At 65.4% G+C, this 20297-nt stretch carries 17 protein-coding genes; 6 read left to right on the top strand and 11 right to left on the bottom strand.

Annotated elements, in window-relative coordinates; all coding sequences use genetic code 11:
- Window positions 1-199: 199 nt before the first annotated feature.
- Entirely contained in the window at window positions 200-1795 is a 1596-nt protein-coding gene (locus ASE96_RS11820) for a glycoside hydrolase family 68 protein (RefSeq protein ID WP_056430358.1), read from the top strand.
- A 116-nt stretch (window positions 1796-1911) separates the two neighbouring features.
- Window positions 1912-3852 (top strand): glycoside hydrolase family 32 protein, encoded by a 1941-nt coding sequence (locus tag ASE96_RS11815; RefSeq protein WP_056430355.1) that lies wholly within the window; start codon window positions 1912-1914, stop codon window positions 3850-3852.
- Window positions 3853-3897: 45 nt separating this feature from the next.
- Here the strand turns inward: ASE96_RS11815 and ASE96_RS11810 are convergent, their stop codons facing one another.
- The 4 genes from ASE96_RS11810 to ASE96_RS11795 all read right to left on the bottom strand — a co-directional run bounded on the left by ASE96_RS11810 (window position 3898) and on the right by ASE96_RS11795 (window position 7990).
- On the bottom strand, window positions 3898-4857 hold the full coding sequence (locus ASE96_RS11810) for a carbohydrate kinase family protein (RefSeq protein ID WP_056430352.1): 960 nt from the start codon (window positions 4855-4857) through the stop codon (window positions 3898-3900).
- 70 nt (window positions 4858-4927) lie between these two features.
- Window positions 4928-5722, bottom strand: coding sequence for an ATP-binding cassette domain-containing protein (locus tag ASE96_RS11805; protein WP_056430348.1), 795 nt, complete (start codon window positions 5720-5722; stop codon window positions 4928-4930).
- Entirely contained in the window at window positions 5719-6765 is a 1047-nt protein-coding gene (locus ASE96_RS11800; RefSeq protein WP_056430346.1) for an ABC transporter permease, read from the bottom strand. Before ASE96_RS11800 ends, ASE96_RS11805 begins: the two co-directional genes overlap by 4 nt.
- A gap of 106 nt (window positions 6766-6871) precedes the next feature.
- Window positions 6872-7990, bottom strand: a complete 1119-nt coding sequence (locus ASE96_RS11795; protein WP_056430343.1) for a substrate-binding domain-containing protein — start codon at window positions 7988-7990, stop codon at window positions 6872-6874.
- A 164-nt stretch (window positions 7991-8154) separates the two neighbouring features.
- Between ASE96_RS11795 and ASE96_RS11790 the strand changes: the two genes are divergently transcribed.
- The 3 genes from ASE96_RS11790 to ASE96_RS11780 all read left to right on the top strand — a co-directional run bounded on the left by ASE96_RS11790 (window position 8155) and on the right by ASE96_RS11780 (window position 12354).
- Window positions 8155-9153 (top strand): LacI family DNA-binding transcriptional regulator, encoded by a 999-nt coding sequence (locus ASE96_RS11790; protein WP_056430341.1) that lies wholly within the window; start codon window positions 8155-8157, stop codon window positions 9151-9153.
- 48 nt (window positions 9154-9201) lie between these two features.
- The gene (locus ASE96_RS11785) at window positions 9202-9495 is read left to right on the top strand and encodes a putative quinol monooxygenase (RefSeq protein ID WP_056430338.1); all 294 of its coding nucleotides are present in this window, start codon (window positions 9202-9204) and stop codon (window positions 9493-9495) included.
- A gap of 228 nt (window positions 9496-9723) precedes the next feature.
- Window positions 9724-12354 carry a GH32 C-terminal domain-containing protein gene (locus ASE96_RS11780; protein ID WP_056430335.1) on the top strand — a complete coding sequence of 877 codons (2631 nt, stop codon included), beginning with the start codon at window positions 9724-9726 and terminating at the stop codon, window positions 12352-12354.
- Between the two features lie 231 nt (window positions 12355-12585).
- Here the strand turns inward: ASE96_RS11780 and ASE96_RS11775 are convergent, their stop codons facing one another.
- From ASE96_RS11775 to ASE96_RS11755, 5 genes are all read right to left on the bottom strand, one after another.
- On the bottom strand, window positions 12586-12834 hold the full coding sequence (locus ASE96_RS11775; RefSeq protein ID WP_200913043.1) for a hypothetical protein: 249 nt from the start codon (window positions 12832-12834) through the stop codon (window positions 12586-12588).
- Window positions 12835-13014: 180 nt separating this feature from the next.
- A complete protein-coding gene (locus tag ASE96_RS19175; protein ID WP_056430329.1) occupies window positions 13015-14739 on the bottom strand; it encodes a cytochrome b/b6 domain-containing protein in 1725 nt (574 codons plus the stop codon).
- A gap of 2 nt (window positions 14740-14741) precedes the next feature.
- Window positions 14742-15731: an electron transfer flavoprotein subunit alpha/FixB family protein gene (locus ASE96_RS11765; protein WP_056430325.1), complete on the bottom strand. Its 990-nt coding sequence runs from the start codon at window positions 15729-15731 to the stop codon at window positions 14742-14744.
- Window positions 15732-15743: 12 nt separating this feature from the next.
- Window positions 15744-16520: an electron transfer flavoprotein subunit beta/FixA family protein gene (locus tag ASE96_RS11760; RefSeq protein ID WP_056430322.1), complete on the bottom strand. Its 777-nt coding sequence runs from the start codon at window positions 16518-16520 to the stop codon at window positions 15744-15746.
- 187 nt (window positions 16521-16707) lie between these two features.
- On the bottom strand, window positions 16708-17487 hold the full coding sequence (locus tag ASE96_RS11755; protein ID WP_056430318.1) for an ion transporter: 780 nt from the start codon (window positions 17485-17487) through the stop codon (window positions 16708-16710).
- A gap of 157 nt (window positions 17488-17644) precedes the next feature.
- Here ASE96_RS11755 and ASE96_RS11750 point away from each other — a divergent pair, with 157 nt between their 5' ends.
- On the top strand, window positions 17645-18127 hold the full coding sequence (locus ASE96_RS11750) for a hypothetical protein (protein WP_235500231.1): 483 nt from the start codon (window positions 17645-17647) through the stop codon (window positions 18125-18127).
- A gap of 10 nt (window positions 18128-18137) precedes the next feature.
- Here ASE96_RS11750 and ASE96_RS11745 read toward each other — a convergent pair whose 3' ends face one another.
- Together ASE96_RS11745 and ASE96_RS11740 are read right to left on the bottom strand one after the other, a co-directional pair.
- The gene (locus ASE96_RS11745) at window positions 18138-18950 is read right to left on the bottom strand and encodes an alpha/beta fold hydrolase (protein ID WP_056430313.1); all 813 of its coding nucleotides are present in this window, start codon (window positions 18948-18950) and stop codon (window positions 18138-18140) included.
- A 51-nt stretch (window positions 18951-19001) separates the two neighbouring features.
- Entirely contained in the window at window positions 19002-20252 is a 1251-nt protein-coding gene (locus ASE96_RS11740; RefSeq protein ID WP_056430310.1) for an MFS transporter, read from the bottom strand.
- Window positions 20253-20297: the final 45 nt, after the last annotated feature.

Below are 20297 nucleotides of genomic sequence, written 5' to 3'. Positions count from 1 at the left end.
GGCGCGGCCTGCCTAACGTGGTTCCCGGCGCCGGGCCGCATCATTCCCCGCTGCCACTCGGGACCCTACCCAGGTCCCGTCCCCCCGACACGATGGCGTCCTCGATGACGCCTGCGGTGGCATCGGGGCTGTCGGAGTCTCGGGGACCGGGCACATGCCCGTCTTCCACGAATGGTCTCAACTCCGCGAGAAGAGCAAAATGCACGAGCATCACAATTCACCCCGCAAGTTGCGGCGGCGTTCTGCCGCCGCGGCACTGGCAGCGGCCGTGGCGGCCTCTGTCTTCCTTTCCGTTCCGCCGGCGCAGGCAAACGCGCCGGCGGATCCGCCGAACATTGAGCAGATGCCGGCTCCAACGCCCGGCTTCCCCCTGCCCACGAAGCACACCCAGCAGGCCTACGACCCGGCCGCGGACTTCACCTCCAAATGGACCCGTGCGGACGCCAAGCAGATCATGGCCCAAAGCAGCACAAACGTAACCCCGGGCCAGAACTCCATGAGCCCGAGCGTCACTATGCCGGAGATCCCCGAGGACTTCCCGGCCATGAACGACGACGTGTGGGTTTGGGACACGTGGTCCCTGACCGACGAGAACGCGAACCAGATCAGCTACAAGGGCTGGGATGTGATCTTCTCACTCGTTGCTGACCGAAATGCCGGCTACGGCTTCGACCAGCGGCACTGGAACGCCCGGATCGGCTACTTCTTCCGCAAGACCAACGCCGACCCGGCCAAGGACAAGTGGAACTACGGCGGACACCTGTTCCTGGACAACACCTCCATCGGCAACACCGAATGGTCCGGCTCCACCCGCCCCATGCAGGGGAACCACGTCAACGTCTTCTACACGGCCACCACGTTCTACGACGTTGCCGAGCGCAACGCCGGCGGCGGCGGAATCGCCCCGGACGCCGTGATCGCCAAGGCACTGGGAAACATCCACGCCGACAAGAACGGCGTGAGCTTTGACGGCTTCCAGCACACCAAGCTCCTGGAGCCGGACGGCGTCATGTACCAGAACAAGGCCCAGAACCCGGGCTTCGCGTTCCGTGACCCGTACACGTTCGCAGACCCGGCACACCCGGGCAAGACTTACATGGTCTTCGAAGGCAACACCGGCGGTACCCGCGGCGACTACAAGTGCAAGAACGAGGACCTGGGCTACCGGCCCGGCGATCCGAACGCCGAGACCCTCGAACAGGTCAACAGCACCGGTTCCTGGTTCCAGACCGCCAACGTCGGCCTCGCCGTCGCGGACAACAAGGACCTCACCAAGTGGTCCTTCCTGCCGCCTATCCTGTCCGCCAACTGCGTCAACGACCAGACCGAGCGCCCGCAGATCTTCATCCAGAACGAGGACGGCAAGAACAAGTACTACCTGTTCACCATCAGCCACCAGTTCACCTACGCCGACGGAATGCGCGGCCCCGACGGCGTCTACGGCTTCGTCGGTAACGGTGTCCGTTCCGACTACCAGCCCATGAACAACAGCGGACTGGCCCTGGCATCCCCCACTGACCTGAACATGCCGGCCAACGCGCCCGAGGGTCCCGATCCCCGCCAGAACGGCCGCCAGTTCCAGGCCTACTCGCACTACGTGCAGCCCGGCGGCCTGGTGCAGTCCTTCATCGACAACGTCAACGGCGTCCGCGGCGGGTCCCTCTCGCCCACTGTGAAGATCAACTTCCGCAACGGTGTATCCGCGGTTGACCGCAGCTTCGGGCAGAACGGCCTCGGTCCGTTCGGCTACCTGCCCACGAACCTCAGAGTCGGCGGTGCCGGCCACTACAAGTAGCGCAGTAGGCAGTCATGAGGCGGAAGCGTCCGGGATTCCGGGCGCTTCCGTCCCTTCGCACGAACAGGTCACAGTTGGGGCGGGATGGCTTCCACAAGAACCAGGAATGTTGCATCATGAAAAACCTTCGGACGATCTGGATTGCCTTGGCAGCCGCGGCCACGGCTGTACTGGTCGTAGTGGCGCTGATCCCGTCGGCGGAACCCGGTCCGGCTGCACAAAGCAGGGCCGAGCAGGCACTCCGGGGCATTGCCGACGCGCAGGCCGAAGCCAGGGAATCCCATGGGCGTTACGGCTCGTACTGGCTCAGCGGTACCGACCGCACGCTTGAGAAGCTGTCACATCCGCTCCCGACCGAAGGTGTGACGGACCTGCGGAGCATCGAATGCCCCGCCGGGTGGGTGGCAGCCGCCCGCACTGGAGGCGACGTCGAGGTCATGTCCAGTCTGGAGGACCAGGTGGTCCGCGCAGGGGAGGGCGAGATTGTTCGTCCGGACTGCATGACATCCGAAGCGGTGGAGTCCATGCTCGCCGATATGGGCGTGCCGCGGAAGATCCCGGCGCCCGCGCCTTCCGCATTCGATCGGCCCGAGGGAGCATCAGAGTTCCGGCCCGGCTATCACATCACCCCCGAGAAGAACTGGATGAACGATCCGCAGCGGCCGATCCTGATCGACGGGCTGTGGCACTACTACTACCTCTACAACGCCGACTACCCCCAGGAGAACGGTACCGAGTGGTACCACCTGACCAGCACAGACCTGGTCCACTGGAAAGACGAAGGGGTGGCGATCGCCAAGTACAAAAACGGGCTAGGCGACATCGAGACCGGAAGCACCGCGGTGGACAAAGACAACTCGGCCGGCTTCGGCAAGGGCGCCGTCATCGCCATCATGACCCAACAGGACCAGGGCATCCAGCGGCAGTCCCTGTTCTATTCCACCGACGACGGATACACGTTCACCGCGTATGAGCAGAACCCGGTCATGGAAAACCCCGGCGAACCGGACTGGCGGGATCCTAAGATCATCCGCGATGAAGCCCACAGCCAATGGGTGATGGCCCTCGCCGAAGGCGACAAAATCGGCATATATACCTCAACGGACCTGAAGAACTGGCGCTACACTTCCGGCGTCGAACGCACCGGCCTGGGCACCCTCGAATGCCCGGAACTCTTCCAGCTGGATCTCGACGGCGACCCATCCAAACGGACCTGGGTCCTGGCCGCCAGCGCCAACGGGAGCCAGGAAGGGTTCACCACGGGCGTCGCCTACTGGACCGGCGAGTGGGACGGAACCCGTTTCACCCCGTCCGGTGCGCCGCATCAGTGGCTCGACGCCGGCTCCGACTTCTACGCCGCGGTGACGTGGGATGATCCCAGGCTCACCGACAGCCAGCGGATGTCCTCCCGGCACGCCGTCGGGTGGTTGAACAACTGGGCCTATGCCCGGCAGCTGCCCACTGAGGACTGGCACGGCGGTGCCGACTCCATGGTGCGCGATATCAGGCTCGAAACGGTCGAGGGGAAGCCGACCCTAGTGTCGAACCCAACGGCCGCAATGCAGTCCATCGAGGGCCCGGCGGAAATGACCGGCGAACGCCGCATGACACTGGACGGCGCAGGACAGCTGCCCGCCCCGGAGGGCGGAGCATACCGGCTCGATGTGACGCTTGAGCGGACGGCCGGCGACGACGGTTCCGTTGCGAGGATCGAGCTCGGCAGCGGCGGGGGAACATTCGCGACGGTCGGATATGACTTTGCCGGCGGATCGGCATTCATCTCCCGGGCGGCTGACGCTGCCGCCACCGGCAGCGCCGACCTCGGTCCGGACTTCCGGGCAACACGGCGCGCAGCCAGCCCGGCGCGTGACGGGAAAGTGGAGCTGTCAATTTTCGTGGACCATAGCTCAGTTGAGGTTTTCATCAACGGCGGCGAAAAGACCATGACGTCGCTCGTTTTCCCCGCGCCGGGCACTCCGAGCATCAAGGCCGTCACGGCCGGGGGCACGCTGACGCTCAAGTCCTTCAGCTACAGGCGGCTGGCCTCCACGCACTGACCAGCTGGCCGCGGCCGGTCCCCGGTGCCGGCAGCGGGTCAGATTTCAGTGGATGAAGGCCGGAGCTCCAGCCGCCGGCAGCTCGGTTATCAGTTCCGCGGCCGTGGGCGGAGTGGCGCCCGGCCGGCGGACGGTAATGGCTGCGGCCTTCGACGCCGTGCGGCCGATGCTCTCCAGGACGTCACGCCCCAGCCCTTCGGTGCTGCGGGCCAGCAGGCCGAAGATCAGGGCGGCCATGTAGGAATCTCCGGCGCCGATAGTGTCCGCCACGACGGATGTGATGGCTGGGACGTGCACTGTTGCGGCAGGAGTGGTCAGCAGTGATCCCTGCCCGCCGCGGGTCACCACGGCCAAACCGGCGCCCAGGGCCAGGATCCTAGCCGCGGCGTCCTCGGGCTGGAGCCCGGGGTAGAGCCAGGCGGCATCCTCGTCGCTGAGCTTAACGACGTCGGTCAACGGAACCAGGTCTTCAAAGATGGAGCGTGCCTCGGCCTGGCCTCCCAGGAGCGCCGGCCGGACGTTGGGATCGTACGTCACCAGGCACTCCCGGTGCGCCTGCTCCAGAAGCCTCTTGACGGTGGAAGCGCCGGGCGCGAGGAACGTGGCGATGGATCCGGTGTGAAGCACCCTGGGCAGGTAAGGGGGAGCGACCGGCGCCAGCTCCCAGCTGATGTCGAAGCGGTAGGAGGCGGAGCCGTCGGCAGCGAGTGTGGCGGTGGCGGAGGCCGTGCGGACCGCCGACTTTGAGCCAGGGAGGAGCTCGACGCCGGCACTGCGGAGGTGGGCTTCGATCGCTGCGCCCCGGGCATCATTCCCGAGAGAGGTGAGCAAGGCAGTGGGCACGCCCAGGCGCCCCAAGCCGTAGGCAACGTTCATCGGTGAGCCGCCCGGGTGCTCGATGATGCCTTCGGCGGCGGCGACGACGTCCACGAGCGCCTCGCCAATAACAACGACGTCCGGAGTGACTGTAGAAATGGCAGTGGGTGAAGGAGAGCTGGCGGGCACGGGGAGCCTTTCATGGAGCCGTCCGCGGGCCCGGTGCAGGCCCGCGGACGGAGTTGGTGGGTGGTGCGGGTCAGGCGGTGGCAGCACCGGTCATGATCGCCACCGCATCGGTCATGGTGTGGGATTGCGGCGTGATGGTGGCCGCGCATTTGCCGAGTCGCTGGATGTGGATCCGGTCCGCTACGTCGAATACGTGGGGCATGTTGTGGCTGATCAGGATGACTGGCAGGCCGCGGTCCCGGAGGTCCCGGACCAACTGCAGGACCTGGTTCGATTCCCGGACGCCGAGTGCCGCCGTCGGCTCGTCCAGCACGACCACTTTTGAACCGAACGCCGCGGCGCGGGCCACTGCGACGGCCTGGCGCTGGCCTCCGGAGAGGTTCTCCACCGGCACTGTGACGTCCTGGAGGGTGGAGATTCCCAGCCGGGTCAATTCCTGCTTGGCCTTCGTGCGCATGCCTTTGGTGTCAAGCATCCGGAACACGCTCCCGAGGAGTCCCGCGCGCCGTTCTTCGCGGCCAAGGAACAGGTTGGAGGCGACGTCCAGGGCCGGCGAGACGGCAAGGTTCTGGTACACCGTTTCGATGCCGTGGGCTCGGGCGTCCTGGGGGCGTTTGAAGTGGACCGGTTGCCCGGACACCATCAGCTCGCCGGTATCCGGAATTTCGGCACCGGTGAGGCACTTGATCAGCGTGGACTTGCCTGCGCCGTTGTCGCCGATGATCGCCAGGACTTCGCCCGGGTACAGATCAAGGCTGACGCCGTCCAGGCCTACGACCCGGCCGAAGGTCTTGACGAGGTTCCTGGCCTGCAGGATGGGCTGGCGTACTTGCGTTCCGGCCGGCTCCAGATGGGTCGCGGTCATGATTTCACCTTTCGGATCCACTGGTCGATGGACACAGCGAGGATGATGAGGACGCCCACGGCGAGTGTCTGGTAGAGCACGTCAAGGCCTGCGAGCGAGAGTCCGTTGCGGAAGACGCCCACGATCAGCGCGCCCAGGAGGGTTCCCCAGACGGACCCGCGTCCGCCAAAGAGGCTGGTTCCGCCGATGACGACGGCGGTGATGGAGTCCAGATTCAGGTCGACCCCGGCGTTGGGGCTGGCTGCGTTGGTGCGGCCGATCTGGATCCAGGCGCCGACGGCCAGGACAGCGCCGGCGGCGAGGTAGACGCTCATAAGGACTTTGTTGACGGCGATGCCGGCCAGACGGGCGGCTTCCTTGTCATCGCCCACGGCGTAGACATGCCTGCCCCATGCGGTTTTGCCGAGAATGAACGCGATGGCGATGTAGAGCAGGAGCATCACGACGACTCCGGTGGAGATCCTCACCGGGCCCACCGGGAATGTGGTCCCGGTCCAGGTGAGCAGGTCCGGCATGGCCGAGCCGCGCACTGTCGCGCCGTTGGAGTAGAGCAGAGTCAGGGCGATGAAGATATTCAGCGTGCCGAGGGTGACGATGAATGGCGGGAGTCGGAACCGGGTGACCAGAAACCCGTTCAGGGCTCCGGCGGCGAGTCCGACGACCAGGCCCGCGAGCAGCGCGATAGGCGCGGGCAGCCCGCTGTTGACGGCGAGTTGGGCCATGACCATCGACGAAAGGATCATGACGGCCCCGACGGAAAGGTCGATGCCTGCGGTGAGAATGATGAGGGTCTGGGCGATGGCCAGGGTGCCGACGACGGAGACCTGCTGGGTAATCAGGGAGAGGTTTTCAACCCGCAGGAACCTGTCATTGAGGAGGCCGAACACGACCACCGAGATGAGAAGTACAAGGGCGGGGCTGACCGCGGGGTAGCGGTGGAGGATATTGCGTATCCGGCTGAGCGGTGTCTGGCGGTCGAGGAATTCCTCTGCCAGGTCGGCACTCTCTGCGCTGGGCGGGCCGGCGATCTGTTGCTGGGTCACGATTGATCCTGATCTTCGGTGGTGTTTGCTAGAGCGGGCCTAGCTCGGTGGACGCGGTGCGGGGAGGCCGGAAGCGGCTCCCCGCACCGCAGTGAATCTGGGTGGGCTACTTTCCCCAGCAGATGTCGGAGGCTTCGGTGGTGGTGATGCTCTTGACGCCGCCGGCGGGCTTGTCCGTGACGAGCTCGACGCCGGTGTTGTAGAAGTCCAATCCTTCGGAGTTGGCCGGCTTCTTGCCCGTCTTGGCGATTTCAACAATTGCCTTGACGCCCAGTTCGGCCATCTTGACCGGGTACTGCTGGGCAGTGGCACCGATAACGCCGGACTTGACGTTGTTCACGCCGGTGCAGCCGCCGTCCACCGAGACCACCAAGACGTCCTTTTCCTTGCCAGCGGCCTTCAGCGCCTCGAAGGCACCCGCCGCGGCAGGTTCGTTGATGGTGTAGACGACGTTGATGTTCGGGTTCTTGGCGAGGAGGGTTTCCATGGCCGTGCGTCCGCCGTCCTCGGCGCCCTGCGAGGCCTGGCTGCCCACGATCTCGTAGCTGCCGCCCTTGCCGCCGGTGTAGTTGCCGGTCTTGGCTTCGTCGCCGTTCTTCTTGGCGTCCGCGGTGTCGATGCCGAGGCCCGTGAGGAAGCCCTGGTCTCGGTTGTAGTCAACCGAGACCACCTTGTCGTCAAAGAGATCGATGAGGGCAATGGTCGCCTGTTTCCCGTCCAGCTGGGCTGCGGTCCACTTGCCGATCAGCTCGCCGGCGGCGAAGTTGTCGGTGGCGAACGTGATGTCGGCTGCGTCTGCCGGGTCCGGCGGCGTGTCCAGGGCGATGACGAACAGGCCTGCGTCCTTGGCCTTTTTCAGCGCGTCCACCACGGACGGGCCGTTGGGCGTGATCAGGATGCCCTTGTCGCCCTTCGAGATGGCGTTCTCGATGGCCTGGATCTGGGTGTCCTCGTCGCCGTCAGCCTTGCCGGCTGCGAGCTTCAGGTCCACGCCCTCGGCCTCGGCTGCCTTTTTGGCGCCGTCCTGCATGGAGACGAAGAAGGGGTTGGTGGTGGTCTTTACGATCAGGGACACGCCGACCTTTTCGGCGGACGAGCTTCCGGCTGATGTGGTGGCGGTGGAGGTGCCGCCGCAGGCGGTGAGGCTGAGGGTGCCGAGGGTCAGTACTGCGCCCATAGCGAGCAGGCGGTGGGTCATGGTGCGCGGAGCTTTGGAACTCAACATTGAATCTCCTGTTTTCGGGGCACTTCCGGTGCCTGACAACGATGTCAGGCATCATGTAATCAGCGTCACAGGGTAGAGTCAATGAAAATTCGATGATGAAGGACGATGGAATGACAACGATGTCTAATCGTTACCAAGCGGACCCCGCACAGAATCGCCCCACCATGCGCCACGTCGCAGCATTGGCAGGAGTGGGCATCAAGACGGTTTCGCGCGTGATGAACGACGAGCCAGGCGTCTCTGAAGCCACCCGCCAGCGCGTGTTGGCCGCATCCCATCAGCTCAACTACCAGCTGGACATGGCGGCGGGGAGTCTTCGGCGGAGCGGCCGGCAGACGCTCTCGATCGGCCTCCTGCTGCCCAGCGTGGCCAACCCGTTCAGCAGCGAGATCCACCGGGCGCTGGAAGACGCTTTGGCGGCCCGCGGCATCGCCGTCTTCGCCGCCAGCCTCGACGACGACCCCGAGCGGGAAAAGGCCCTGGTGGCCGCCTTTCTCGGCCGGCGGGTAGATGGCTTGGTCCTGACGCCCATCGCGCGGAGCCAGTCCTACATCATTCCGGAACACTCCCGCGATCTGCCCATGGTGTTCATTGACCGCGAGCCCGTGGGCATCGAGGCGGACGCCGTGGTGACGGACAACGTTGTCGGAGCCGCCAGGGCCGCGGCCCACCTCCTGGCGCACGGCCATACCAAACTTGCCTGTCTGGGAGACCGGGCGGACATCCAGACCGCCCGGGAGCGGCGGCGCGGCTTCATCGAGGAGCTGGGCCGGGCCGGCATTCCAACATCCACGATTCCGGTCCGCGACGGACTCCATGATGAGGAGTCGGCACGGCTGGCCGCGCTTGAACTGCTCACGGCCGAGGACCCGCCAACCGCCATCTTCTCCAGCCAGAACCTCGTCACGTTCGGTGTCATGCGCGCGCTGAAGGAGCTGGATGCCAGCAGGCGGGTTGCGCTGGTGGGCTTCGATGACTTCACGCTGGCGGACATGATGGATCCAGGCATCACCGTCATTGCCCAGCATCCCGAGCGGATCGGGAAGCTTGCCGCCGAGCGGTTGCTGGCCCGAATTGATGGCGACAAGCAGCCTCCGCGTACCTATGTTGTTCCCTCGGAGCTGATCCAGCGAGGCTCCGGCGAACTCCGCCCACCATCCTGAGACCGTCCATCCATACCTGAACAAACGACCGACTTTGAGGGGATACCCATGAGCAAGACCCTGTACGCCGAATTCACCGTCAAACCCGGCAGTGAAGCCCGCGTAGCCGAAATGATGCTTGAACTGACCGAGCACGTCAGCCAGGAACCGGGGAACGTGCTTTTCCTTCCGTACACGCGGGAGGAGAATCCCAGGGACTACTTTGTCTTCGAGGTCTATCGCGATGAAGCCGCGTTCCAGGACCACATCCGGGCGGACTACGGATCCAGATTTAATGCCGAACTCGCCCGCCACATCGAGGGCGAGGGATCCGAGCTGACCTGGCTGCTGCCCGTGGAATAGCCTTCCGCGGGGGTCAGCGGAACCGCGCCAAGAAGACTCCTTCCAAAGATCCGTTGGTGGGAACTTTCTGCTGCCCGTCCATCGCTTCGCCTGCCTCAGTGGGGGCGACGAGCGGACTCTGCCCGAGCCGCCAAAACCGTTGACTTGTCTGCTGGACATCACTTAGCGTCCTTCGCACTGACAACGTTGTCTACCGACGACGCGCGCGATGAAGGGCGAAACAAGCAGATGAAGAGAACCACCACCCGCAGGACGCATGCCGTTTCTGCATTGACCCTCGCGGGGCTGACGCTGGCCGCGGCACTGGCAGGATCCCTGCCGGCGTCGGCCGCCACAGGCCTCGGGGACGAACCCTACCGGCCGGCTTTCCACTACACGCCCGAAAAAAACTGGATGAATGACCCCAACGGAATGGTCTTCCACAAGGGCGTCTACCACCTGTACTACCAGCACAACCCTTCCGGCAACACCTGGGGGAACATGTCCTGGGGGCACGCCACCTCCAAGGACCTTGTCCACTGGCAGGAGCAGCCCCTGGCGATCGCCACCGATGCTGAGCAGGACATCTTCTCCGGCAGCGTCGTGGTGGACAAGGACAACACCTCCGGTTTCGGCACGAAAGAGAACCCGCCCCTGGTCGCGGTTTACACCAGCGCCTATAAGGAAGCTAGTCCGCATCGTGGCCTGCAGGCACAGTCACTGGCCTACAGCCTGGACGACGGCCAGACCTGGACCCAATACGACGAGAACCCGGTCCTGAACCGAAATTCGGCGAACTTCCGCGATCCCAAGGTCTTCTGGTATGGCACACCAGGCGGCGGAGGCTACTGGGTGATGGCGGCGGTGGAGGCGCAGGAGCACAAGGTGGTCCTCTACAAGTCCGCCAACCTCAAGGACTGGACGGCGCTGAGCGAATTCGGGCCCGCCAATGCCACAGGCGGACAGTGGGAATGCCCGGACCTGTTCCCGCTTGCCGTGGACGGCGACAAAGGAAACATCAAATGGGTCATGGTGGTCAACATCAATCCCGGCGGCGTGGCCGGCGGATCCGCCGGCCAGTACTTCGTCGGAAACTTCGATGGCACCACCTTCACGTCCGACACCACCAAACCGGCCGCCGCGCTTCCTCCCGGCACGGTCCTGGCCGGGTTCAACGACGGCGACTACAACGGCTGGACGGTGAACAACGAACCCGGCAACTGGAAGAACGGCCCTTTCGGTGACGCCCCCGCCCCCGGCGCCCTTCCCGGACAGAGCCCGGTGACCGGATTCGGCGCCACCGGCCTGATCAACTCCTTCAACGACGGCGACTGGCCGCTCGGGTCCATGCAGTCACCAACGTTTACGGTGTCCGATGACTATTTGAACTTCCTCGTGGGCGGCGGCAAGCACCCTCGGGTCTCCGGCAAGCTGGACAACACCCCACCCGAGGGGGAGCTCAAGTTCAACGGCTTCGAGGTTCCGGAGGGGACAACACTGGCCGACGCCGACTGGACCGGAACCGGCGACCTCACCCCGAATTTCCAGCCCTCCGCCAGTGGCGGGGACTATTACATCGGAGCTAAGCGGATCAACACCTTCGAGACCGGCACCGCACCGGGCGATGACCGGCAGGGCACCCTGACCTCACCGGAATTCCCCATCACCAAGAATTTCATGAGCATGCTGGCCGGCGGCGGCAACCGCTCCGCGGACTCCGGACAAATCCTGGCCGTCCAGTTGCTCATCAACGGCAGCGTGGTCCGCTCCCTGGCAGGAGACAATTCCGGAATCCTGAACTGGAAGGGCTGGGACGTGTCCGAATTCGCGGGACAGAATGCACAACTGCGGGTTGTTGACCAAGCTACCGGCGGGTGGGGACACCTGACTCTTGACCACGTCATGCTCACCGACACCGCCGCTGTCCCCAGGTCCGATGAAGAATCCGTGAACCTGGTGATCAACGGAAAGGTGGTCCGCACGGCCACCGGCAACGACAGTGAATCGCTGGATTGGGCATCCTGGAATGTCAAAGAATTCGTTGGCCAACAGGCACAGATCAAAATCGTCGACAACAACCGATTCGGCTGGGGGCATATCCTCGCTGACGAGTTCATGGCGAGCTCCACAGCAGCCACAAGCCGACTGCAGTCCTATGACTGGCTGGACTACGGCCGTGACTACTACGCCGCCGTGTCCTTCGCCAACATGCCCGAAGACAAGCGGGTCATGCTCGGCTGGATGAACAACTGGGACTATGCCAACAACATCCCCACCAACCCGTGGCGCAGCGCCATGGCACTGCCGCGCGAAGTGAAACTGACTCAGACCCCGGAAGGGCCCAGGCTCACCCAAAGTGCCGTCAAGCAGGTCGACAAGCTGGCCCAAAAGCCAAGCTACGTTGCCAAGGGCGGCATCCCGATCCCGCAGGGAACAACGCCGCTGCCCGCGGCTGCCTCCGGTCAGGTCCAACGAGTCGATATCACGCTCGCCCCGGGCACCGCCACGAAAGCCGGCATCACTGTGCTGGGCAATGGAACATCATCCACCGTCATCGGCTACGACGCCACGACCGGGAAGCTCTTCGTTGACCGCACCAATTCCGGCAACACCGCGTTCCACCCGGCATTCGGTTCCATCGAGGGCGCTCCCGTCAAGCTGGACAAGAACGGCAACATCACTATGCGGATCTATCTCGACCGCTCATCGGTCGAGGTGTTCGCCCAGGACGGTCTGCGGACCATCACGGACCAGGTGTTCCCCACTGCCGGTGCCGACAAGATGGCCCTCTTCGCCGAAGGCGGGGCCGCTCAGCTCAGATCACTCACCGTGACACCGCTGGCGAAGGCAATGTTCCTCCCCGAAAAGAAGCAACCCTAGCCCGCTGTCCGACCTGCTACCCAAGGGGTTGGAGCCGAAGGGACTGCGTACGGTATTGCACCGGACCGGTCCCTTCGGCCTTTCCATACTGCGCTGGCTGTACGAGTGATCCTCATGCCGCGACCATTCCCGAGGCGCTCAGCGAACTGGTGGCCAGCAGCGGACCGGCCAGCGGGATGAACTTGGCCAACTTTTCAGCCGTCGTCGGCTCGGCATCAGGCCCCGAGATACCTAGGGTTCGACGAGCACCAGGATGGTGTCCGGACGGACGCCGTCGAATTTCATCGCTTCGGCTGCCGCTTCGGACTCCATGATCCGCTGGAACGTTTCCATGTCGGGGACCTGGGCGATCAGGCCCACACGGTTGCTCTTTGCCGGGTCGATGAAGGTTCGAACCGTGATGCCCAGCGGCCCGAATACTTCTTCCCGTTTTGTTGAACTGAGCCAGTGCTCAACGTCGTCGACTTCGTGAAAGATCATGAGTGTTGGCATCGTTGCCTCCGCTTTCTGGGGTTGTGCCAGGAGCCGGGCCGGATAGGAGCCGCGCTAGGACATCCTGATCACGCTGAACGTACCACGGCCCCGAATGCACCGATAGCGGGAAAAATTGACCGGCCGGCCCCTCGCGTAGCGGCCGGCCGGGGCCGCAGGCACCATGGCCTACCGGCTGCTCACCTGGCCGAACAGCTTCGCGATGGGTGCGAGCACGAGCGGGCGGGCGGCGTACCATGCGGCCGCCGTGACGGCGATGGCTGCCGCGAAAAGCCAGAACCCGGTCCAGTTCACCACGTCGGTGCCGCCGAACATGTGGTTCAGGTTGCGCAGCGCACCGGTCGCGAACACCAGGAACACGTGGATGAGGATGAACAGCACGAAGAACAGCATCGTGGGGAAGTGAAGCGCGCGCGCAGCCTCCACCGGGTAGATCCTGTTCAGCGTCTTCGCGTCCTTCGGCCAGAACTCGCTCATGCGCGCACCCGTGATGGCCGCGAGCGGAGCCGCGATGAAGACCACGATGAAGTACATGAGCTGCTGCAGGCTGTTGTAGTTCACCCAGCCGTTCTCCACGGGCCAGTCGAGTGTCATGTACTGCAGGAGCGCGGAGAGCGCGTTCGGGAACACCTCCCAGCTGGTCGGGACGATGCGCATCCAGTGGCCGGAGGCAAACAGCAGCACCACAAAGATGAGGCCGTTGGCCAGCCACAGGATGTCCAGCGACTGGTGCAGCCACAGGTTGATGCTGATCTTCTTGCCACCGCGCTTCGGCGTCCAGAACGCCGGCGGCTTCTGCTGCGTGCGCACCTGGTAGCCGGAGCGGATGATGAGCACCATCAGGAAGAAGTTCAGGAAGTGTGTCCACTGCGCCCACCACGGGAAGCCCGGTTCGGCGGCCTCCGGCAAGTGGTACTCGCCGGGGTACCTTTCGAGGAACTCGGGTACGCCCGGCAGCGTCGTCACACCGCGCGCGGCGAGCACAAGAATCGCTGCGGCGGCCACGGCGCCGACGACGAGGAGCACCACGCGCTTGATCCACTGGCCCAGGGTGCGAGACCCGTAGAGCCTTGCCTCGGTCTTCGGCTTCACGGGCTTTTGAGCGGCGGCTGATGGTGCCGCCGGTGCCGGAGCTGCTGGTGGGGCGGCGGGTGCTGCGGCGGGGACCGCGGGTGCGCTCGCGGGCGCGGTCGACTCCACCGTCGCAGGCGGCTCCACCTCGGGAACAGTCTCCGGCACGCTGGCAGCCGCGGCGGGAGCCATGTGTTCGGGCTCGGCCTGGACCGCGGGGGCGGCGGCGACAGCAGAAGCAACAGCTACCACCGGAGCAAGTCCAGCCGGCGGCCACGGTTCACCGCCCGGGACGCGCGGAAGCCCGCGGCGGAGCGGTGTGGTTCCCGTTGTCAGGGTGGCGGGTGCGGTGGCCGGAGCAGCGGCGGGCAGCGACGCTGCCGGTACTTCTTGCGGAGCTGCAGCGGCGACGGCGGTCGGCGTCGGCGTCTCAGCTGCCGTCGGCGGCTGGGTGTCGCCTGCGGCGGGAGCCCCGGACAGGGCTGCCGCTGATGCCGTAACCTCGCCCGCTGGCGGCCACGGTTCGCCGCCCGGCACGCGCGGCAGGCCGCGGCGAAGCTGCCGCGGCGCCGCGGCGCCGGAGTTCCCGGCAGGGACCGGAGCGGACACCGCCGTCGCACCCGGTGCCGTTTTCGGGGGAGGGGGCGCGGCGGGCAGGGAGGGAACGGAGGGCGCGGCGGTGGCCGGTTCCGCCGGGGAAACAAGCTCCGGCGGAGCTTCTGCCGTGACAATGCGTGCGGGCGCCTCACCTGCTGGAGGCCAGGGGTCACCGCCTTCGACGCGGGGCAGGCCCCGCCGAATGGACCGAGACTGGGGTGTCATGGCTACTTCTTCCGGGCCTCAAGGGCGCTGATCAGCTGGGGTACCACCGTGAAGAGGTCGCCGACCACACCGAAGTCGGCGATCTCGAAGATCGGCGCGTCCCCGTCCTTGTTGATGGCGACGATCGTCTTCGCAGTCTGCATGCCCGCCCGGTGCTGGATGGCGCCGGAGATGCCCAGCGCGATGTACAGCTGTGATGACACGGAAACCCCGGTCTGGCCGACCTGGTGCGCCTGCGGGACGTAGCCCGCATCCACCGCGGCCCGCGAAGCGCCAATGGCAGCGCCGAGGGTATCGGCGAGCTGTCCGACCAGGGCGAACTGTTCCTCCGACCCCAGCCCGCGGCCACCCGCGACAACCTTTGCGGCGCCTCGCAGCTCAGGCCGGGAGGTCGCCACAACGGCCTCGTCGAACGAGTCGATCCGGGCGGCCGGCTTCCCGGAAGGCGTCACCGCCAGGGTCTCCGACGCCGGCGGCCGGGCCGCAGCGCGCGCCTCGATGGAGCCCTGCCGGACCGTGATGACCGGCGCGCCGAACGTGGCCGTTGACGTCACGTTGTAGGCGCCGCCGTAGACGGAGTGGTGTGCCACGACGCCCTCGTCATCACGGGACACACCGACGGCGTCAACGCATACCGCTGCCCGCGCGCGGGCGGCGTAGCGGCCGGCTAGGTCGCGCCCGTTCAGGGAATGCGATATCAGGATGGCGTCCGGCTGCACCTGCTCCACAGCGGCGGCCAGGGCGTCTACGCCCGGCACGCCGAGCGCGGAGGGATCCGGAGTCTCGGCGATCAGTACGTGCGCGGCACCAAGGTCCGCGGCCTCCGCGGCGGCGGCGGCGGCGCTTCCGGTGCCGGGTGCGGCGAGCACCAGGGCAATCGGCGTGCCGGCTCCGGCGGCAGCGCCGAAGAGTCCGGGGGCTGCCTTCTCGAGTTCTCCGGAAGCCTGGGTTTCGACGACGACGAGGATGGCGTCACGAGGGAATTCAGTCATGATCGTTGTTCCTTACGCCAGTCGGTTTTCGATGAGGAAGTCGGCCAGCTTCTCGCCGGCATCACCCTCGTCAATGATCTTCACGCCGGCTTCGCGCGGGGGTTTCTCTGCCACGGTCAGCATGATCGACCGCGCCGCGTCCGGGTTGTCGGCCGTGACCCCGAGGTCTGCGAGCGTCAGCACCTCAACGGGCTTCTTCTTCGCGGCCATGATGCCTTTGAAGTTCGGGAAGCGCGGCCCGGGAAGCGCCTCGGTAATGGAAATCACCGCGGGCAGGGTCGCTGAGACCTGCTGCACGCCGGATTCAACGGGCCTGGAGCCGGACACGGCGCCGTCGCTGATGTGCACGGAGCTGAGGCCGCTGGCAAGGGGCACGTCGAGCAATTCGGCGAGCATCGCGGGAATCATGCCGCCGGACCCATCGGTGGAGACGTTGCCGGTGATCACCAGGTCAAATTCCACGCGGCGGATCGCTGCGGCGAGGGTCTCGGCGGTCAGTCCAAGATCCGCACCCCGGAGTGCCTCGTCGGAGATGTGGGTGGCGCTGCCCGCGCCCATCGCGAGACCCTTGCGGATCGTTGCCGTGGCGCCCTCCGGAGCGAGGGAGAGGACTGCGACCTCCGTGCCCTGGTTCGCGTCTGCGTACGTCAGTGCCAGCTCCAGGGCCCGCTCACCGATCTCATCAATGACTGCCTCGCTGGCTTCGCGGTCGGCGAGGCCTGTTTCAAGGTTCAGTTTTCGGTCCCCGTAGGTGTCGGGGACCTCTTTTACTAGGACGATAATCTTCATCGATGGCTCTTCCTGTGGCGGGCCTGTCTCAAGCGGAAACAAGCTGGATCTCCCTTGAGTCTACGAAAGTGCGGCTCCCGCCGGGCGGGCAGGGCCCGTGTCGCGCGGTGGAGTACCCTGTCGTCGTCCTTGGGGGTGCTTGTGCCGGAGCGGTGAATCGCAGGTTCAAAAGACTATTGGTAGAAGTTCACTGGGTTGGCTCGGCAAGCAGTTTCCTGATCTCGGTGAGCTTGGCTTCGGACGCTTCGAGGCGCAGGCGGAGTCCGTCGACCGTCGCGGTACGACTGTCGGCCGCACTGGCCATCGGTGCCTGCTCTTTCTTCTTCGGCGACAGGAAGAAGTTGGCCAGGTAGCCGGTGAAGGTGCCGAAGATGCCGACACCGAGGACGATGATGCCCGCGCCGATGGTGCGGCCCGCATCGGTGACCGGATATTGGTCACCATATCCAACTGTTGAGATGGTGACGATCGTGTACCAGATGGCGTCCGAGGCGGTCGTGATGTTGGCCTCTGGGGCGTTCTGCTCGACGCGGAGAATGGAGAGGCTTCCGAACTCCAGCACCAAAATGCCCATGAGCAGCAGTACGTACAGGGAGCTGCCGGCCCGATCTTTGATCAGCGCGCGGCCGATCGTGCCGCTGCCGACCTCGCGGAACAGACGGTACACCCGGACCAGCCGGAAGACGCGCAGGATCTTGAATTGCGCAACAGGCACGCTGGCCAACAGGTCGGCCCAGCCGAAGTGCTTGAAGAAATAGGCGCCCGCCGATGGCGCGGTGAGAATCCGGTAGAGGAAGTCGGCGAGGAAGATCACGCTGAAAATGGCGTTCATCACGGTGAGTACGGTGTCGAGCGACTCGTCCTGCACGAGATACAAGAGCACGAGATTGACGATCGACAGGATCGAGAGGATGCCGATGAAGATCTCGTATCCGATGCTCTTCAGTTCACTGCGTTCCTTGGTCATGTGAGGATTCTGACACGTAGGCACTGCGTAGCCGACACTTTTTCGCCCGGGCCTGACGGGACTATGGTCGCCTCCTGACGCCGCTGCCGGGAGGGGCTTTTTTCGACGGCGCCTTGCGCCGTAGGCTATGGGCATCCATCACACCGAGGAGGCACCCATGCGGACGGCAACACCCACAGTGCAGGCCGATCAGATCCGGCATCTTTCCGAGAATCTCATGTCCCAGCTCACGAAGGGGAGGGAGTGGGCCACTCCCGGCGTCGAGGCGGCACTGCAGAAGGCGGTCGCGGGGCTCGACACCGGGATTGAATCTGCGTCCCCGAGGATCCAGGCCGGTCTGCGGCGGCTCGCTGACGAGCTCGCCGGCGGAGTGGAAACTCTGGCTCCCCGCGTTCACGAGGGCCTGCAGCGGGTGGCCCCTAAGGTTGTCCCGGCACCCGCCCGGGCGAAGTCGCGGCGGACGGCTTCGGGGAAAGCCTGGTTGATTGCCGGGGCCGTAGCCGTCGCGGTGACCGCGGGAGTCGCGGCCTGGCGCTTTTTGGGGCCGGGCGATGAGGAGCCGGTGCCGTCCGTGAATGTGCGGCGTACCAGCGGCGCGAACCCCGACGCGGATGCCGGCCCCGCAGGGGTCCGCACCTGAGGCGGCCATTTCATGTCGTGGACAGCTCACGCACGCGCGCGAGCCATTCGACCACCAGGGCTTGCGTGAGGGCGGGCTGCTCGTGGAACAGCGCGTGGCCGGCGCGATCGAGTACGGCAAATGTAGAGCGAGGGTAGTGCTCGATCAGTTCCCGCGGGCCAGAGTGCCCGGCCGTGGCATCCTGCCTCCCTGCAAGAATGAGCACAGGGTGAAGATAGGTTTTCGCAGCTTCCGGGCGATCCCGTAGCTCCCAGTGCGAAAAGATCCGCATCAGGCTCGATTCATCGACGAGTGACGCTCCGGGAGCCACCAACTCCTGGAACCGGTTAAGCGTTTCGGCCGTCTGCACAACGAAGTAGCTACGGTAGGAAGCCTCGAGCTCAGGGTCCAGGTTGCCGCTGAGGTCGGCCGACGCCACAAGAACCTCGTGCTTAGGCACGTCGCGGGTATGCGCGCCAACCGGGCAGATTAACGCCAGCCCGACAGCCTGCTGAGGTCTCTGGTCGGCAACGGCGCGGGCCAGGTAGCCGCCGTACGACTGACCCATGACAAGGAACGGCTCATCGCCAATGGTGCTGTAGATGAAGCCGAGCAAGAGGTCCAGGACGTCGTCGTTGCTTGTGATCGTCTCGGGCGCCGGAGTGCGGCCCATCCCAGGCAGGTCCGGATACAGGCGCCGAAACCCGGGAACGTTGCAGAATATCGGTTCAAGGGCGCCGGCGATCTCGCGATGATCCACACCAGCGCCGTGCAGTGCCAGAACCGGGGTGCCGGTGCCGTACGCGGCGTAATGCACAGGAACTCCGCTGACCGTAGCCTCCATCCAAGCAGTGTAGAGCGCGCCGCGGCGCTTCGCCGCTGCGTCCGACGCAACCTAGGACTCCACGTCGGCTGCGGCAATCGCCTTGTCCGTGAGGATCGGCATCAACCCGAGCAGCGCGAGGGTCAGCACTCCCATGATGCCGAACATGACCTGCAGGCCCAGCCATTGGGCCAGCAGGCCGCCAACTGCCGCACCGAGCGGCATGGTGCCCCACGCCAGCAGGCGGTAGGCGCTGTTGACTCGGCCCAGCAAGCGGTTGGGGGCAATGCGCTGGCGCAGGGAAACGGTAATGACGTTCCACAGCACGATCAGCACGCCGCCCACAAAGAGGAGCGGGCCAAGAACGTAGGGGTTGTCCGTGACGGCCGGCGCACCTACGAACAAGGCGCCCCCGAAGATGGTGAGTGCCAGGGACTTGGACCGGCCCAGCTTGGCCTCCACCCGTTCGGCGATGAACGAGCCAACCAGGGCGCCGAGGGCGGAGCTCGTCAAAAGTAGGCCGAACCCCACTTCGGACAGTCCCATCTCCGACGCCGGACCCACGGCAAACAGCACCAACACCGCGAATGCCGCGTTGGATGCGAAGTTGAACACCCCGGTCATCACCGCGAGCGTGCGAAGGATCTTCTGGTTCCAGAGAAACCGCAAACCCTCACCAATGTCGGATCGCAGTGTCGTCTTCACCTCCCGCTCTGTGCGAAAAGCGCCCGGGACCAGGAACAGGGCGCCGACGGCCGCAAGCCAGAGGGCCGCCGGCGCCGCAAAGGCCGCAACGACGCCGAGGGTCACCAGCAGCCCGCCCAGCGGGGGACCAACGAACTGGTTGGCGGTGAGCTCGACGGCATAGAGCCGGCCGTTGGCGCGCGACAGCTGATCCCTGTGCACCACCTGGGGCAGGATCGACTGCGCGGAGGTGTCGTAGAGCGTTTCAGCCACCCCCACCAGCAATGCGACAACGTACAGAGCCCACATGGAGCCCAAATCCAACAGGACGACGGCGACCAGGACGGCCGGCAGGACCGCGCGGCCGAGGTTGGCCCACAGCATGAGCTTGCGCCGGTCCAACCGGTCGGCCAGCGCGCCGGCAGTGAGGGCGAAGAGGAGCCAGGGAAGCGTCGCTGCGACCGTCAGCCCGGCAATCAGCGGGGGTGACTGCGTGAACTGAATGGCCAGCAGCGGCAGCGCGATTTTGAAGACGCCGTCCGCGAGGTTGGAGAGCCCGGATGAGGTCCACAGCTTCCAATAGGACGCACCCAGCGGCGCGCCACCCCGTACCTTCACCTGCGCGGCGGAACTAGTCATAGGTGAACCATTCCCTAGTGATTGAGAAAATTCAAGGGGGTTGAA

The organism is Arthrobacter sp. Leaf69, assembly GCF_001422645.1.
GTDB lineage: Bacteria > Actinomycetota > Actinomycetes > Actinomycetales > Micrococcaceae > Arthrobacter.
This window is presented reverse-complemented; position numbering and strand designations above follow the sequence as displayed.

What these genes read in the sequence shown, in the direction of transcription:
- ASE96_RS11820 (WP_056430358.1), top strand. Translation starts at nt 200, where the DNA reads ATGCACGAGCATCACAATTCACCCCGCAAGTTGCGGCGGCGTTCTGCC.
- ASE96_RS11815 (WP_056430355.1), top strand. Translation starts at nt 1,912, where the DNA reads ATGAAAAACCTTCGGACGATCTGGATTGCCTTGGCAGCCGCGGCCACG.
- ASE96_RS11805 (WP_056430348.1), bottom strand. Translation starts at nt 5,722, where the DNA reads ATGACCGCGACCCATCTGGAGCCGGCCGGAACGCAAGTACGCCAGCCC.
- ASE96_RS11795 (WP_056430343.1), bottom strand. Translation starts at nt 7,990, where the DNA reads ATGTTGAGTTCCAAAGCTCCGCGCACCATGACCCACCGCCTGCTCGCT.
- ASE96_RS11790 (WP_056430341.1), top strand. Translation starts at nt 8,155, where the DNA reads ATGCGCCACGTCGCAGCATTGGCAGGAGTGGGCATCAAGACGGTTTCG.
- ASE96_RS11785 (WP_056430338.1), top strand. Translation starts at nt 9,202, where the DNA reads ATGAGCAAGACCCTGTACGCCGAATTCACCGTCAAACCCGGCAGTGAA.
- ASE96_RS11780 (WP_056430335.1), top strand. Translation starts at nt 9,724, where the DNA reads ATGAAGAGAACCACCACCCGCAGGACGCATGCCGTTTCTGCATTGACC.
- ASE96_RS11775 (WP_200913043.1), bottom strand. Translation starts at nt 12,834, where the DNA reads ATGATCTTTCACGAAGTCGACGACGTTGAGCACTGGCTCAGTTCAACA.
- ASE96_RS19175 (WP_056430329.1), bottom strand. Translation starts at nt 14,739, where the DNA reads ATGACACCCCAGTCTCGGTCCATTCGGCGGGGCCTGCCCCGCGTCGAA.
- ASE96_RS11765 (WP_056430325.1), bottom strand. Translation starts at nt 15,731, where the DNA reads ATGACTGAATTCCCTCGTGACGCCATCCTCGTCGTCGTCGAAACCCAG.
- ASE96_RS11760 (WP_056430322.1), bottom strand. Translation starts at nt 16,520, where the DNA reads ATGAAGATTATCGTCCTAGTAAAAGAGGTCCCCGACACCTACGGGGAC.
- ASE96_RS11755 (WP_056430318.1), bottom strand. Translation starts at nt 17,487, where the DNA reads ATGACCAAGGAACGCAGTGAACTGAAGAGCATCGGATACGAGATCTTC.
- ASE96_RS11750 (WP_235500231.1), top strand. Translation starts at nt 17,645, where the DNA reads ATGCGGACGGCAACACCCACAGTGCAGGCCGATCAGATCCGGCATCTT.
- ASE96_RS11745 (WP_056430313.1), bottom strand. Translation starts at nt 18,950, where the DNA reads ATGGAGGCTACGGTCAGCGGAGTTCCTGTGCATTACGCCGCGTACGGC.
- ASE96_RS11740 (WP_056430310.1), bottom strand. Translation starts at nt 20,252, where the DNA reads ATGACTAGTTCCGCCGCGCAGGTGAAGGTACGGGGTGGCGCGCCGCTG.